Origin of the sequence: Heyndrickxia oleronia (genome assembly GCF_017809215.1) — a bacterium.
GTDB lineage: Bacteria > Bacillota > Bacilli > Bacillales > Bacillaceae_C > Heyndrickxia > Heyndrickxia oleronia.
On record NZ_CP065424.1, the window covers coordinates 979,556 to 995,620 of the forward strand.

Here is a 16,065-nt window from a genome sequence, read left to right on the forward strand (position 1 = left end):
AAGGAGATGCTTTGGTTGAGAATTTTATCAATATTGTTGGCATATGTAAAAACAAAGTATTTCTTGAAGTATAGGACGAGAGATCAGCTTGAGAAGTATCAGATGAAAAGGTTAGCGAAGCACTTACGTTATGTTTGTAAATATTCTACCTTTTATCAAGAGAGATTAAAAAATATTCCTCTAACAATGACAATGGATGTATTAACTACATTTCCCACCATTGACAAAGAGATAATGATGGACCATTTTGATGATCTAAATACAATGGGGATTGGTAAAGAAGAAGCATTCCATGTTGCTTTGGAGGCAGAAGAGTCTCGAGATTTTGAACCGATGATTAATGATGTAACAATTGGTCTTTCTTCTGGGACATCTGGAAATAGAGGATTGTTTATCGTTTCTGAGAAGGAAAGAAATGCATGGGCAGGAACGATATTAGCTAAATTACTTCCTCAATCCATTCGATCTCGGGAAGTCATTGCCTTTTTCTTAAGAGCAAACAGTAATCTTTATCAATCAGTAAGTGAGGGGAGAATTCAATTTCACTTTTTTGATTTATTAGAGGAAATTAAGACCCATATTCAAAGGTTAAAGCAGCTTAATCCTACCATTCTAGTCGCTCCCCCTTCAATGATGCGTATGATAGCTGAGTATGTTGATCAAGGAGAGCTAGTTTTACAACCGAAAAAAATAATTACAGTTGCTGAAGTCTTAGATCCAATTGACAAGAACTATATTGAAAAGGTGTTTAATCAAATCATACATCAGGTCTATCAATGTACGGAGGGTTTTCTTGCTGCAACCTGTAAATATGGAACCCTGCACTTAAATGAAGACATTGTTGTAATTGAGAAAGAATGGATCGATGAGAAAAAGAAAAGATTTTCTCCGATCATTACTGATTTTGAACGCAAAGCACAGCCTATTATTCGATATCGATTAAATGACATTTTAACCATTAAAGAAGATCCATGTTTATGTGGCTCTCCACATCAAGCCATTGAACAAATTGAAGGAAGATGCGATGATATTTTTTATTTCAATACAAATGATGGTGGGTCTTTACCGATTTTCCCTGACTTTGTCAGGAGATGGATTATTACATCAGCACCTGAAGTAAGGGAATATAGAGTTATCCAATATCAAGATAGTCAATTAGAAATTCAAATGGAACCTCTTACTGAGCATATGAAAGAGCAGGTGGAAAATAGGATTCAGTCCTTCTTAAAAGAAAAAAATAGCGTAATCCCAACTTTAAGATTTAGTAAGTATCAACCAAATGAAAAGGGTAGAAAATTAAAAAGAGTAGAAAGACATGGGGCATTCTGAAACGCAATGTATCAGAAGGCTCCATTTTTTTATTTATAAATAATTTAACCACATTAAAAACTAAAAATTTCTTTTAAATTCCCGATATAATAAGTGATTGGTTCTAATTACCTAGAAAAAGGAGGGGTTATTTTGGGGACAGCCTTACTTCTAAAAGTAAGTAATACAAAAAGTATTACCATCCATAAGGAGGAAAATCAATATAATTCCCGTTTTTGGTATGAAATTCAAGAGAAGGATGAAATCATAGAACAAGGAAAAATCGTTGATAGATTCTCAAACATCATTAAGCAGCTGAAAAATAAAATTCCAACTTTTCATAAATTGGAAATTATAGATGGCGATCAAAAACTAGTAAAGGAAATTATGGATGCTCAGCTTGGAGACCATACACATTATAATTCACAAGAACGTCTTTTAGATTTATGTAATAGGCTTTTAAAAGGAGAAGAAATATCAATAGAGAAGGAAGCAATTACATATGGTGTACATGAAGCAACGATTAAAAAATCCATCTATTTAATCAGAAATTTTTTGGAAGAATTTGATATTCATTTAAAAAATGGAATGTATAAAATAAGAAAATCTGAACTATTATCCTATTCTGAAACGATTCTTCTACTATTAAACATTTACCAAAGTAACAGTTTTAGTTATAAAGAGATCAAGTCATTAGAAAAAAAATTAGTCCAACAATTATCAGATGAGGCTCGGCTACAATTAAGTAAATTATTTCAAGATTTTGATATTTGTTGCAAAGAAACGAATGTAAAAGATCTTTTACCGAATGTTGAAGTAATTTTGCGGGCAATTGATGAAAGAAAAGGATTATCTTTTATATATAAGAGCGATAATGCTTCGTTGAAGGTTCGTCTTCTAAAACCTCATTCGATCCATTTTCATGAGGGCAGCTATTATCTTATTGGGGAAATGCTAGAAGGTGTTAATAAAGGAAAAAGAAATTTCAAACTAGAGCATATACAAAATCTTCGAATTAGTAGAAAGAGCATCATGATAGATGAAATAGAAAACCCTCAATCAACAGAAATATTCATTCCATCTTCTAAACACAAAGAAATGGTCACCTTAAAAATTCAATCTGTTCTAATAGAGAGCTTACTAAGAGAATTTCCAAATTCGAAACAAATAAAAATGGAAAATGCTTGGGCAACGTATGAAATAGAAGTAAAAGACACAGACAACATCCTAGTGTGGATATTATCCCAAAAAGAAGTAGTGGAGATCATTGGTCCTGAAGATTTTAGAAATCAAATGAAGATTCTCTTACAGAATATGCTCAATGTATACAATGAAGGTGCATGATATTTACGGCTTTTTTGGACGTATAACTTTATATAAAATTCCCTTTTCACAAACAAGGTTGCTATTTTAGCTAAGTTTTACCTAAGAAAAATAGGTCGAAGAAGGACAAGTCTCTTCATTTCACTGAAAATAGCGTTACAGGAGTTGAGCGCTCTTTATAGCTAGCAGTAAGGCTTTACAAAGGCAACAACTATACGAAAACAAAATGGACATGTGGGTTTGAAAGCCCCCTGTCCGATAAAAATGTACTCCATCTATCTGCTTGGTTAAAATTGTAATGAGCCCCCCTTATAACATTTCCTCTCAATCAAGGGTAAAATCACGCATCGGCTAATCTCATTTAAAGATGAATCTACTCCATAGCATTCAAAAAGATTCCAAATTATATATATAAATAATCATAATTAACCTAATTGTTCTATACATATAAAGGTAATGCCGGATAGTTTGCTTAATGTTTAACCTTATTTTGTTGTAAGAAAAGCTCTTTAGGTAATTTTACCTATTTAAAAAACGGAGGTGTAATAGGTATTTTACACTATTTTCCTTATTTTAACATAGGGTGAAAGGATGAGTTATTGTCTACTTTTGTCGAATATATAGAACTGTAGGTTATTTATGATTATTATGTATAAAGCATGTGTAATAAAAAATGAAAAGGGGAAAAAAGTATGAATTTATGCTCAAAATGTGGTGGGCAATTAAAAGAGGATTCTAAATTTTGTCCATCATGTGGTTCTTCTGTAGGGGGAGGAAACCAGGATTCTATGCAAGAAGCATCTGCGGCTCTTGAGGCACATATACCTCTTGATGAACAGGAAAAGCAACCTGCTAGAAAACCATTTAAAGGAAAAGTCATCGCTATTTTGGCAGCCATCTTATTGATTGGTGCGGGGACTGTTTCCGCCTTTGTATTTAAAAAATCTCCTAAGGAACTTTATTTACTATCAGAATATAATTCTTTCAAAAATATGACGAAAGAAATTGATGATAATTATGGGAACAGTATTGCCTTTCAAAAGGATATGCTAGAAAAACCATCAAGTTCAACGGTAAATATAAGTGGAAACTTTAAACTTGATGATGCGCTAATGACTCCTGAAATTGAAATGGTACAAGAAATTTTAAATGGCGTATCGATTGCAGTAAAAAGTGACCAGGATCCAAAAAAGGAAGCAGGACACCATACCCTTTCTTTAAATCTAGATAAAGAAAAGGCACTTGATGTTGAGGTTTTCCAATCAAAAGAACAGTTAGGGCTAAAAGTACCTACACTATATGATAAAGCATTGTATTTAAATACGAATGAATTTGGCGACTTTATGCGTATGAGTGATCCTTATTACAATGGTCCAGATACGCTTGAGCTATCCAATACTAGTTTAAAGGATATTGAATTTACAGATAGTGAAAAGAAATATTTAGCAACAAGATATGGAAAATTCCTTAATGACCAATTAAAAGATGAATATTTTACTTTAGAAAAAGGAGTAGAATATAAGTTCAAAGGGGAGACATTAAAGTTACGTCAAGTAACATTAGATATGTCGCCAAAAGAAGCTACTACTGTTCTAACCAATTTTTTAGATCATTTAAAGGCAGATAAAAAATTCCAAGATATGCTGGCTAAGCGCTTTGTCGAATTAACAAAAACACAAGCGATGGCTAGTGAAGTAAATGGAGAAAAGATGGATGGAGCATGGTTCAAAAAGGAAATGAATCGTGCAATTGATGATATTAAGGATGAATTAAAAGATAAAGAGGTTAAGGGTGGAATTAAGTCGGTTCTACTAATCAATGATAAAGAGCAAGTGGTTGAGCGTAAAATGACAATGGGAACAGAAAAGGGAGAAGAGCCAGTTAAATTAACTATCTCCACGAAAAATGTTCCTTATGGCGATAAGAAACAATTTAAAGAGTTTCATTTACTTATGAATGATTATAATTCAAAAGAAGAAGTTTCAATTAAAGTAAATAATGATATTGATGAAAAGAAAAAAGAGCAGCGAAAAGAAAAATTGACTGCTGAACTTTCTGTTTCAGATCCTGGAGAAGAGTCAGGATCAATCAAATTTACGATGAATTCGAATTATGATGGAAAGATGAATGAAAAGCATCAAGTAAAAAGAGATTTCAACATCGGGTTTTCAGGACCAAATTTTGTTGAAATTCCATCAGATTTTGATTTGAGTGGGACAATAAATCAAACAAATGACGTGAATGTAAAGAAAAACTATCAAAAAGATGCAATGGATATTAAATTAAATGTAAAGGCAGAAGGAATGGGAGGATCCGTCTCATTAAAGGTTGATTCTGAAACAAAATTAAAAGATAGTCTAACGATTCCAAAAGCCGATCAAAATGGAATTAATATCACTAAAATCACTCCGGAACAAATGATGGATATTCAGGAAAAAGTTATGGTTAATATTCAAGGTTTAGTGGAAAGTTTGGGACTTCAAGACATGTTCACTGGACCAATGGATGATGAGTATTATCTAGAAGATGAAGAGTACTCCGGGATTTAAGTAAGTTTTTAGGGCACCATCCAATTATTGGGTGGTGCCTGAAATGTTTTTGAACCTAAATAATTTCAATAGGGGGGTGTGAGCTTGGGGAATTTTACTATATTCCTATCTTTCTATGTAAAAGCTTTATTTAGTACTAAAAAAGTAATCTTTGCTATTATTTTTATTCCTATTTTATTTATTTCAGGTATTGGTTTAATTGGTAGTCAATTGTTTCAACAAGAATCCCGTGTACAACCATTTCAGGTCGCAATTGTTAACGAGGATCCTACCTTTGAAACAAAAATGGTTATTAAGCAGCTCACAGACAATGATCATTTAAATCAACTAATGGAAACGATTCAAACTAATCAAACCCATGCTGATGAGCTGCTAAATAAGAATGAAATAGCGGGAGTTATTTATATACCCAAGGGGTTTAGTGGGAATGTTGCTCATGGAGAGAATACCCCCGTTCAAGTAATTGGGAATCAAAGGCGTCCATTGCAATCACAATTAATCCACTACTTACTGAAAAGTGCGGCCGACCTTACATCTGCAGCGCAAAGTGGAATCAATACGGTCAATGATTTTATGGTAGAAAATGATTTTCCTAAAGATGTAAGAAAAAAAGAACTCCGAAAAAATATAGTAACCTATGCACTACATGTGTTAGGACGTGGTCAGGTGTTTGAAGAGGTGAAAAAAGCATCATTGTTTCAGGAAGACATTCTACAATACTACGCTATTTCCTTTTTTATTCTGTTATTAATGATCTGGGGATTTTGTGGCCAATTACTACTTTCATCACGAATTAATCAATCGGTGAGTTTGCGATTATTGTCGTATGGTATTACACCAATCCATATTATTGCTGCTAAATTTGTTGCTCTATTTTTATTGGTAATGGGTTGTTCTTTAATCATAGGAATTCCATTGATCATTTGGATGGAATTAGCACCTTGGTCGTTTGTTTTTGGATCGATACTGATCTCATTGGTCTTTTCCTTGTTCTTCCTCATGCTAGAATCCCTTTTCCAAAGGGAAAAAGTGTTTCTACTTATGGGAGTTATTTTCATATTAGTTGGAGCCATTGTTGGTGGACATCTTATTCCGACCGCATATTATCCATCTTGGTTGGAGCAAATGAGTAGTTACTCGGTGAATGCATGGGCACTTACCTTTATGCTTGAAATTTTCCATGGGGAATGGACGTCCTCTTTGAGTCATTCATTTAAGCTTCTACTCCTATCATCCTGTGGATTTCTATTCATTTCCATTTTGCTTAATGCCAGGAAAAGGAGGTTCCTTTAAGAATGGGAATTCTAATTCAGAAATTAAAGTATATATTTTATAAGCCATGGATGATGTTCTTTTTTCTTTTTCCTATCGCTGCTACATTTTTCTTCGGTTTTCTTTTTGAGAAACAGCAGCAAGAATTAGTTATCCCAATTGCAGTTGTGAATGAAGACCAACATAATTTTTCAAAGACAGTGGTTAAAGATTTGAAGAATGAACCAAGATTAGTTGTACGTGAGACAACAGCCAGTAATGCAGAAAAACTACTTGTACGGAATGATGTTGACAGTGTTTTTTACATAAAGAGAGATTTTCAAGAACGGTTAATGGATGAAGACTGGGAAGAAACAATCGAGTTATGGATCTCCCCATCTTCTTTAGCTACAGGAGTAGTAAGGGAGCTTGTAGCTAGCAAGATAACCCGGTTGACGACCACCATTAAAGCATCAAATCGTGTAGTAAATTTAATGGAGAGAAGGTTTGGAAAGCTTAGCGAATCGAACCAATTATGGAATGAAGCTTATGAATATACTGATAAACAATGGGAACCAGAGCCTTTAATGACAATCGACTATCGTGATAATGGGGATAAGAAGGCTAAAGAAAGCAAAAAAAACCTTGATTTTACCTCATTTTTAGGACTTTGGAGTTTTTTTACTATGCTTGCTTGTTTCTTCACTTCAGATTGGATCGTAAAGGAGCAGAAAAAGATCTTTCCACGGATACAAACGATGAAAAAAGGATTGATGGGGTATTTGCTGCAAAGCTCAGGTGCCAATCTATTTTTTCATATCATTCAATTAACAATCAGCTATTTCTTATTGGTTCACTTTCATATGATTGAGTCTAGCCTAAGAATGTTTATAATGATGGTCCTTTTTATCATCTTTTGTGTAGCTTTATGTTCAGGTGTAGCAAGTTTTATCTCTCAGCTAGGGACATACTATATTGCTGGATTTTTCATAACCTTTTTGATAGGGATTATCGGGGGGAGCTTTTTTCCGATTGGAGACATTACTCCATCGCTTGCGACTTTATCTCATTGGATGCCGCAAAGCTTCTTTATTTTAGATTCCGCATCCGCAGTTAACTATTCCGTTTTCTTAATATTAGTGAGTGTCATCCTATGGGCGATGGCGATATGGAGGTTAAAGAAAGTCTAATGATAACTATTTCAAGAATATCAAAGCAATTTGGGAAAAAAGCGATTTTACAGGATGTATCATTGGAAATTAAAAAGGGAGAGGTATTTGGATTATTAGGTCCGAATGGGGCAGGAAAATCAACCTTGCTTTCCATTTTAGCAACTATTTCTCAGCCATCGACTGGCTCTGTGACGGTGAAACAATTAGATTTAGTTAAGCAAAAAAAACAAGCGAGGCAACTAATCGGGTATGTTCCACAAGATATTTCACTTTGGGAAGATATGACTGTCAAAGAGAACTTAGTTTTTTGGAGTAAATTTACAAAAGGTAAGGTATCAAATAAGAAATTATTTAAGATTTGTCAAACCGTTCACTTAGAGGAAAAATGGACAGAAAAGGTATCAAAGCTATCGGGGGGGATGAAGCGTAAACTAAATATTGCTGTTGCACTTATCCATGATCCTGATGTTTTATTAATGGATGAGCCAACGGTTGGTATTGATCTTCAATCGAAATTGGAAATCAATCAATATATAAAGAAGCTTTCGGAAAAAGGAAAAACGATTGTTTATACGACACACGATATGAGTGAAATTCTATTTCTTTGTGATCGGATTGGTGTGTTAAAACAAGGTAAGATCCATTTTATCGGAACCATTAATGATGCCAAAGACATGATGAAAGAACAAACTCCATTACAGACAGATGAACAAGTAATGTATCGATTATTAAATGAATAGAAAATAACCGCATGTTATAATTTTGATAAAGACATTAATAGAAAGGGGTATATTATTGGAAATAAAAAAGATCACACCGAAACAATTAGATGAAAAAAGGAAAAGAAATGATAAATTGTTTGTTTTAGATGTAAGAGCACAGGAAAAGTTTATGAATGATCATATAGAAGACTCTTATAATATTCCAAAAACAAGCATCTTTAATTTCGAAGAATCGGAGGATAGAATTAAAGAAGTTCTTTCTAAAAGTGAAGAAATCATCGTTACTTGTACTACCGGTAACTCCGCAATGAAATGTGCAAAAATATTAGCAGAGCACGATTATAATGTACAGGTGTTAGAAGGCGGTTTGACAGCATGGAAGGAGTATCTGAAGAGGGAAAATATCTAAAATAAAAGAGGTATTGAAATGGAGTTCTATAAACGAGTAATAGTTACAATAATTCTAATTTCAATAGTGATATGTTTTGCCTTTATTTGGGGATTTTTATTTAGTAAATTAGAAAAAAATTATATAAAAATGATTAGTACTAAAAAAGGTAAAAGTTTAATAGTGGGAACAACAATCATAGTCCAGTTAATAATTGTTTTGGCTATTTCCTTTTTATATAAATATGATTTTATCGATACACTTTTTGTAGTCAGTTTTTTACTAATCGGTATAACGTGGATATATAATTATTTTAGAAATTACTCACTTAATCAACAAGAAGTTTTAGATAAGTATTATGGTGGAGTACAGTACAATGTGACAGTATTTAAAGTAAGGTTAAGTCCTTTTTATATAGGAATATATTCATTTTGCATTTTAGGAATTCTAATAAGCTTCTTATATTATTTACCATATTTCTTATGATTAATTATTTATGAGCATTCATTTTATTAAAGAGACCTTGTCCAATAGGTAGATGACTTAAAATCATCTGCCTATTGGACAACTGCTAAAGGCAGTTAGGTATACCTTAAAGGTCGTTTGAAATTTGAAATATCACCTGGAAAATCAAGAAAGAGAAAATCTGCATTTCCGGGCAGAACCAAGTGAAGAGAAAAGAGTTGCCCGGTTATTAGGAAAATCTAAATGATTAGAAGCAATTAGATCACGCATGTATTGATATAATTATAGAGGCGTTCCTGTTTGTTACTCGTTTATTGCACCCATACTTTTTAAAAGATTCCTTGCATCTTCATTGAGGTAGCTAATAATATCTTCTCTTAGGAATAGTTTGGCTTTACTTTTTAATACTAGTTTAATTCCTCTTAAGTCAAAATTATAAGCATATGTATTGATGGAGTTTATAACTGCCTTTTCCTGCTTTGTAAGAGGTGGGTAGCCAGATTCAAGTCTTTCTTTAACAAAGTTAAATATTTCTCGTGCATTACTTTTCAATAAATACTTATGGTCCTCTAAAATAGTTAAATTTTCTTCAATGTATCTTCGGGCAGAAAGGAAGTCGAGATCCTCCGTACATTGATTGATTTTTTGGCCTAATTCCTGGATGTCCAAATAATTTCACCTTTTTCAACTTATTTTGTAAGCGTGTAAACTTAAAATCTTGGAATTTATGAAGGAGATTCTCATTAAGATGTAGCTCTTTTTTATAACTTCATGAGAAATAACAACAAAGTAATAGAAAAGATCCTTTTCTTTAAGAAGCAATTTTCAATTATTTATAATTATATCTTAACTGATTCATCCATATAACCAAGGATTTTCCTATTTTTCTTCCAAATAAAGGGTAACGGGCACTCTTTATGCTTTATCTCCTTGTTTACTTTAAGCATCGAATATGAAACAGATATTGCATAATAGCTGATATGAAACGAGAGTTTTTATTTTTCCAGCGTGTATGTCCCTACTTTTCCCCAGAAGTAATCTTCCAACTTAACTGCAATTCAAAATGGAGGGAAACAGTCTCAGTAGGACTTGCCGCTTCCATGCTTGCTGAAATAGGTGTGGATTCTGTTAAGTTTTACCCAATTGATGGTGATCAACGGTTAGATGAAGTCGCTGAGATGGTAAAAGCGGCAACAGGTGCGGGAATCAAAGTATTTGAACCTACAGGCGGAATAACACTTGAAAATGTTGAACGTATTGTTCAGACATGCCTAGAAAATGGAGCACAAATAGTTATTCCGCATTTATATACATCTTTAGTGGATAAGGATAGTGGCGAAACGAGGATTGGCGATATTGAGCGATTAATTTCAATGGAATGGTAAGGTAATAAACAGTCATCTAATAGATGGCTGTTTTTACCTAAATGAGAAAATATCTATTGACAAAATATTCTATCCAATTTTAAACTATTAAAAAAGGGAAGAGATGAAGAGAGCCCATTAAAACAAATAAGAAACAGTAAGTTGGTCCATTGGTTTCTTAGTTGTCTTAATGGGCTTTTATTAATTTTTGAAAGAGGTAGATAAGCGATGGACCAGATTAAAATCATGACTTACAATATGCTTCATATTGATGACAATCCGGAAAACAACTGGCAAGAAAGAAGGGAATTAATTAGAAATATCATTGATAGAGAATCTCCAGACATTATTGGTACACAAGAATGTTTATACATACAAATTCAGGATTTACTTCAATTATTGCCAGAATATGATTGGATCGGTTTAGGAAGACAAGGGGGAAGTAAAGATGATTATATGGCCATATTTTATAAGAAAGATCAGTTTTCTATCATAGAATATGATCATTTTTGGCTCTCCAATACGCCAAATATTATTGGATCAATGACCTATGGAAATAAAATACCTCGTATGGTTACTTGGGCTAAATTCCTTGATAAAAGAAATGGCCAAGTATTTTATCATATGAACACACATCTAGATTATATATGTGAGAAAGCTCGAATATTAGGAGCACAGCAAATTAGTGAAAAACTAAATGAATTAGATCCTAAACTTCCTGTCTTTTTAACGGGTGATTTCAATACAGATGTTCATACAGAGCCTTACAATATATTGATCCAGCCTGGGCTATTTAGAGATACCTGGGATCTTGCAAGGGAGCACGTGAATAAGAATCTAGGTACTAAGAATGATTTTATGTATTCAGATGGTGGGGATCAGAGGATAGATTGGATTTTAGCCCGAGCAGAAATAGATATACATTGGATTAAGATTGTGGATGATTGTATTAATGGTTCTTTTCCAAGTGATCACTTCCCTGTCATTATTAGCTGTACAATATTTTAAAAACTTATAATTTATTGAATTGACATATGTATTTAATTTAACTATACTTTTTTTAAGTACTATGAAAGCGAATTCATTATATGACTATTTAATTCATCATTTAGGGTGGAGAATAAGAGAACCCCAAAGAGAATGATGACAGCAACAGTAATTTAGGTTGTTGTCGATTATTCTTTTTGGGGATTTTTTTTTAAGCTTCCTACTGAATGTATTTATTTTAAAAATAATCAAAAGGGGTGTTAGAAATAGAAACGGCTGATTCTATTAAAAGAAAGCGGTAATTTCCTACTGGGATTCTATATTTACTGCCCGCTCTTATTCTTTAAATCCTATTTTATCCAATGTTTCGTACCTTGTATTTAAGCTTTTTTTGTAAAGGAGTAGTAGTAAAGGCATCCACATAATTTTAAGCGTAGCAGAAGTAGGGATAATTGCTCCCATAAAAACCTGCTTGGAGTCCATGATGAGATTAATTAATAATGTATAAACGATCGGTCCAAAGAATTTTAAGAGATCAAGCATAATTTCGACTAACCAGTCATAAATTCATCTAATATATGCATGGGAAGAGAAGAAGAGAAAACCCAAGCTATTTAACCTTATTTTATAAGGTTTTTATAGCTTGGTTTTTTTAGCTTTAGCAAGGATACCTTCAAATCGCTTTTGGAAAGGAGTGGGAATATTTTGTCGAAATATCGATTGCTTGCCTTAGATTTGGATGGTACAACGCTTTTAAATAATCATGAGATTTCACGTAATACAAGTTTAGCTATCCAAAATGTTGTTAAAGCAGGGATTATTGTTGTTTTTTCCACTGGTCGAGGAGTACCAAATACGAAAATATATTGGGAAAAGCTGGGTATATCATTTCCACTAGTATTGCTAAATGGGGCAGAGATATGGATGGAGCCCGGAAAACTATTGGAAAGACATTTAATCAACATTGATACATTTCAAAAGTTACATAAAATAGCGATTGATACCCATTCATGGTTTTGGGGATACAGTGAAAAAGGATTGTTTAGAAAAAGGGATTGGCCAGCTAATTTTTTGAACAACATTGGATGAAATTCGGAGTTAGACATGATAACCAATCAGTTATTTATGGGATATATGAAGAAATATGTAATTGGGTTTATCTAGAAATCACTAAATCTTCTAGAAATAATCTCGAAATTTCTTTTAAGGAACAACTAAGAAAAATGGCATAAAAAAAGTATGTGATTTACTGGATATTAGTATGGAAGAGGTAATGGCAATTGGTGATAGTTGGAATGATTTACAGCTCATTCAAGCTGTCGGTCTTGGTGTAGCAATGGATAATGGTAATGAGGATATAAAAAAAGCTGCTGACTGAATAACCGATACGAATGAGCAGGATGGTGTTGCTAAAACTATTACTCGATATTTATTAGTTTAGTAAGAATCAATATTCGAACAGATTAGACCTGGAGGATAGATCATGCAAAAGGGATATATTTTTGATTTAGATGGAACCGTTTATTTAGATAATCGACTAATTGATGGGGCAGCTGAAGTAATTCAAACTTTAAGAGCTAGAGGGGATAAGCTTGTCTTTCTGACAAATAAATCGATAGCAACAAGGGAGGAGTATGTAGAAAAACTAAATCGATTAGGAATTCAGGTGTCATTAGAGGAAATTATTAATTCTAATTACATTACGGGCAAGTATTTAAAAGAACATATGACTCAAACCGATGCAGCCTATGTCATTGGGGAAGAAGCACTGATCCAAGAATTAATGGCTGAGAATATTCGAATGACAAATAACGCAGATATAGCTACCTATGTTGTTTTAGGCTGGGATCGTCAATTTCATTATGACAAGTTAAATATTGCATATCAGGCATGGGTAAAAAATAATGCAACCATTTTGGCTACGAATCCAGATAGAACTTGTCCTGTGGATGGCGGACAAATTCCTGATTGTGCAGGGATGATCGGTGCCATGGAGGGAGTGACAGGGAAGTCAATTGATGTAATTATTGGAAAACCATCGAAATTAACTGCAGAGTTTGTTGTCAATGATATTCTCCAATTAAAGCCGGAGCAATGTTATATGATTGGTGATCGTTTAGAAACGGACATATTAATGGGCAATGAAAATGGACTAAATACCATTCTTGTATTAACTGGAATTACAACGAGAGAGCTATTAAAAGAGTCCAGAATTCAACCTACCTATATATTGAATAGCATAAAGGAAATTGTATCGATGCAGGATATGACATCGATTAAATAGTTTGATAGAAAAGAGATGACTATACATGATGGAATTATTTGCAGATGTGGATATTGATACGATAATAAAGCTGTCTATTTCAGCAATTTTAGGATTAACGATTGGTTTAGAACGTGAACTGAAAAGGAAGCCTTTAGGATTAAAAACAAGCTTGGTTATTTCAATTGTTAGTTGCTTACTGACCATTGTATCCATCCAATCTGCTTATTTATTTCCTGGATCGAAATACATTAATATTCAAATGGATCCTCTACGATTAGCTGCTCAAATCGTTTCGGGAATTGGCTTTTTAGGTGCTGGTGTGATTATGAGGAAAGGGGACGATACCATTTCAGGCCTGACGACAGCTGCATTAGTTTGGGGAGCAGCAGGTATTGGAATCGCTACTGGTGCTGGATTTTATTTTGAGGCTATAGCTGGTGTCATCTTACTTATTATAAGTGTGGAGCTAATACCAGGATTGATTCGAATACTGGGAGTTAAGAGGCTGAGATCGAAGGAACTCAGAGTTAGACTAACGTTGAAAAAGCAAGAAGACATTGCTAGTGTACTAAAAAATATCCAAGAAAAAAATATTAAAATAGAGCATATAAGAATTAAGGATTTACAGGACCAAAGCTATTTAGTGGATTTAAAAGTTATGGTTAGTTATAAACAAACAACCCCTGATATCTACTACGGTCTTGCAAAGATTGATAAAATTTATAGTACAGAAATTAGTGGCTAGTTTTAATCGATGAAAGTAGTCCTCAATAATAGAGCCGTTTCTATTAATGGGGACTATTTTTACTTAATCCGTTTATAAATCGAAATTCCACAGATTGGGGTTCCCAGATGAAATTGCTAATGCTCCTGCTTCTAGCCCTTGCAAAATATGTTTTTTTGAACTGATTAATCCACCTGCAATGATCGGCAAGTCGACTTTTTGTGTTAATTCATCAATGATTTCAGGCATAAGACCAGGTAAAATTTCGATTGCATCAGGTTTAATGGATTGGCTCATTTCAATTCCTTTAGACATAGCGGATCTATCAATTAAAAATATTCTTTGTATGGTCATTAGATTTTCTTCTTTTGCATATTTAATCAGCATACTTTTTGTGGTGATGATTCCAGTAGGCTTCCAAGTATAAGCAATATATTTAATGGCGCTTTTCGTATTAGATAGGCCATCTATAAAATCAATATGGATAAAAATATGCTTATGTGCCTTTTTGAGGCGTTCTAGATGATCTTCCATATTGATCAAGTTTCCAGTTAATAGAAAGATAATATTGGCTTTACTAGTAATCGCCTTTTCGATATCAGCTTCATCTTTAATAGAAGCAATTACTTGAGATTGTACTAGGTCAACAATATTGGTCATCTTTGGATCTCCTTGAATTGAATATTTTCTATCATAAAATTTTAGTAATGTAATAGTATTTCTACAAAATTTATTCATTGTCCTTTATTTAAGGGCAACCAGTCAAGCACCTCCTGAATCGCTTTATCCCAATATCCCCATTCATGATTTCCTTGTTCAAATTTAGTTGTTAGAGGATAATTTGCCTCCTCGCAAAACTTCTTAAAACGAAGATTATCCTCGTATAGAAAATCCTCGGTTCCGCAGCATTGGTAGATAATGGGCTTTTCCTCGCATTCATGCGTTTTTTTAATTAAGGCAAATAAATCATGTTCCGTACCAGTTAGTTCCTCATCACCGAATATTAGGTTGAAAATTCCATCCGGCTGATCTACTTTTCTTTTTACAATATCAGTCACCCCAGATAAGCTGGCAGCTGCACTAAATGTTTCTGGATGATTTAAAGCCCATTTTAATGCTCCGTATCCACCCATTTAAAGCCCGGCCACAAAGTTATCTTTCCTAGCTGTTGATAATGGAAAGAATGACTGTGCAAGAAGGGGAAGCTCTTTAGTTAAAAAAGTCCAATACTTATTTCCATATTTCATGTCCGTATAAAAGCTATGGTGTACCTGTGGCATCACAACTGCTAACCTTAAAGAAGAGACGTATCTTTCAATGGAGGTCCGTCTTGGCCAAATCGTATCGTCGTCAGATAAACCATGAAGTAAATATAATGTTTGGTACTTTTTTTCTGGAAATTGATTTGACTTATTCCCTATGATTGATGGTTCAGGCAAAATAACTGTCATTGATGTGCACAAATTTAATACTTGTGAATAAAACTGACATTGAATGAGGGCCATTTCAATCATCCTTTCGGTGCTACTCTTTTTAAACCTAATAC

16 protein-coding genes and 1 pseudogene are annotated in these 16,065 nt (G+C 33.5%); 13 read left to right on the top strand and 4 right to left on the bottom strand.

Annotated features, from left to right (window positions below; genetic code table 11):
* Positions 1-15: 15 nt before the first annotated feature.
* The 7 genes from I5818_RS04955 (at position 16) to I5818_RS04985 (ending at position 8,734) form a co-directional block, all read left to right on the top strand.
* Complete coding sequence (locus tag I5818_RS04955) at positions 16-1,329, top strand: F390 synthetase-related protein (protein WP_235849582.1); 1,314 nt, start codon at positions 16-18, stop codon at positions 1,327-1,329.
* Positions 1,330-1,461: 132 nt separating this feature from the next.
* Positions 1,462-2,652, top strand: a complete 1,191-nt coding sequence (locus I5818_RS04960) for a helix-turn-helix transcriptional regulator (protein ID WP_078111272.1) — start codon at positions 1,462-1,464, stop codon at positions 2,650-2,652.
* Between the two features lie 671 nt (positions 2,653-3,323).
* Complete coding sequence (locus tag I5818_RS04965) at positions 3,324-5,180, top strand: zinc ribbon domain-containing protein (protein WP_078111273.1); 1,857 nt, start codon at positions 3,324-3,326, stop codon at positions 5,178-5,180.
* A gap of 84 nt (positions 5,181-5,264) precedes the next feature.
* Positions 5,265-6,473, top strand: a complete 1,209-nt coding sequence (locus I5818_RS04970; protein WP_169846974.1) for an ABC transporter permease — start codon at positions 5,265-5,267, stop codon at positions 6,471-6,473.
* A gap of 2 nt (positions 6,474-6,475) precedes the next feature.
* Positions 6,476-7,621: an ABC transporter permease gene (locus I5818_RS04975; protein ID WP_078111275.1), complete on the top strand. Its 1,146-nt coding sequence runs from the start codon at positions 6,476-6,478 to the stop codon at positions 7,619-7,621.
* A complete protein-coding gene (locus I5818_RS04980; RefSeq protein WP_235849834.1) occupies positions 7,600-8,343 on the top strand; it encodes an ABC transporter ATP-binding protein in 744 nt (247 codons plus the stop codon). Before I5818_RS04975 ends, I5818_RS04980 begins: the two co-directional genes overlap by 22 nt.
* 55 nt (positions 8,344-8,398) lie before the next feature.
* A complete protein-coding gene (locus tag I5818_RS04985) occupies positions 8,399-8,734 on the top strand; it encodes a rhodanese-like domain-containing protein (protein WP_078111277.1) in 336 nt (111 codons plus the stop codon).
* Positions 8,735-9,481: 747 nt separating this feature from the next.
* Here I5818_RS04985 and I5818_RS04990 read toward each other — a convergent pair.
* Entirely contained in the window at positions 9,482-9,847 is a 366-nt protein-coding gene (locus I5818_RS04990; protein WP_058003447.1) for a hypothetical protein, read from the bottom strand.
* Between the two features lie 311 nt (positions 9,848-10,158).
* Here I5818_RS04990 and I5818_RS04995 point away from each other — a divergent pair, with 311 nt between their 5' ends.
* Complete coding sequence (locus tag I5818_RS04995; protein WP_139358060.1) at positions 10,159-10,563, top strand: KDGP aldolase; 405 nt, start codon at positions 10,159-10,161, stop codon at positions 10,561-10,563.
* A 207-nt stretch (positions 10,564-10,770) separates the two neighbouring features.
* The gene (locus I5818_RS05000) at positions 10,771-11,550 is read left to right on the top strand and encodes an endonuclease/exonuclease/phosphatase family protein (protein ID WP_078109378.1); all 780 of its coding nucleotides are present in this window, start codon (positions 10,771-10,773) and stop codon (positions 11,548-11,550) included.
* A 315-nt stretch (positions 11,551-11,865) separates the two neighbouring features.
* Here the strand turns inward: I5818_RS05000 and I5818_RS05005 are convergent, their stop codons facing one another.
* The gene (locus I5818_RS05005; protein ID WP_078109377.1) at positions 11,866-12,072 is read right to left on the bottom strand and encodes a hypothetical protein; all 207 of its coding nucleotides are present in this window, start codon (positions 12,070-12,072) and stop codon (positions 11,866-11,868) included.
* A 162-nt stretch (positions 12,073-12,234) separates the two neighbouring features.
* On the opposite strand from I5818_RS05005, the gene I5818_RS05010 reads away from it, so the two are divergent.
* The 4 genes from I5818_RS05010 to I5818_RS05025 all read left to right on the top strand — a co-directional run bounded on the left by I5818_RS05010 (position 12,235) and on the right by I5818_RS05025 (position 14,540).
* Positions 12,235-12,618: an HAD family hydrolase gene (locus I5818_RS05010; RefSeq protein WP_169846866.1), complete on the top strand. Its 384-nt coding sequence runs from the start codon at positions 12,235-12,237 to the stop codon at positions 12,616-12,618.
* 172 nt (positions 12,619-12,790) lie between these two features.
* Entirely contained in the window at positions 12,791-12,907 is a 117-nt protein-coding gene (locus I5818_RS05015; RefSeq protein WP_235849543.1) for an HAD hydrolase family protein, read from the top strand.
* Between the two features lie 105 nt (positions 12,908-13,012).
* Positions 13,013-13,813: an HAD-IIA family hydrolase gene (locus I5818_RS05020; protein WP_071975192.1), complete on the top strand. Its 801-nt coding sequence runs from the start codon at positions 13,013-13,015 to the stop codon at positions 13,811-13,813.
* Positions 13,814-13,838: 25 nt separating this feature from the next.
* Complete coding sequence (locus I5818_RS05025; protein ID WP_071975191.1) at positions 13,839-14,540, top strand: MgtC/SapB family protein; 702 nt, start codon at positions 13,839-13,841, stop codon at positions 14,538-14,540.
* Positions 14,541-14,612: 72 nt separating this feature from the next.
* Here the strand turns inward: I5818_RS05025 and I5818_RS05030 are convergent, their stop codons facing one another.
* Together I5818_RS05030 and I5818_RS05035 are read right to left on the bottom strand one after the other, a co-directional pair.
* Positions 14,613-15,179 carry a glycerol-3-phosphate responsive antiterminator gene (locus I5818_RS05030; protein WP_078109381.1) on the bottom strand — a complete coding sequence of 189 codons (567 nt, stop codon included), beginning with the start codon at positions 15,177-15,179 and terminating at the stop codon, positions 14,613-14,615.
* A gap of 74 nt (positions 15,180-15,253) precedes the next feature.
* A pseudogene (locus I5818_RS05035) lies at positions 15,254-16,024 on the bottom strand (alpha/beta hydrolase).
* Positions 16,025-16,065 lie beyond the last annotated feature (41 nt).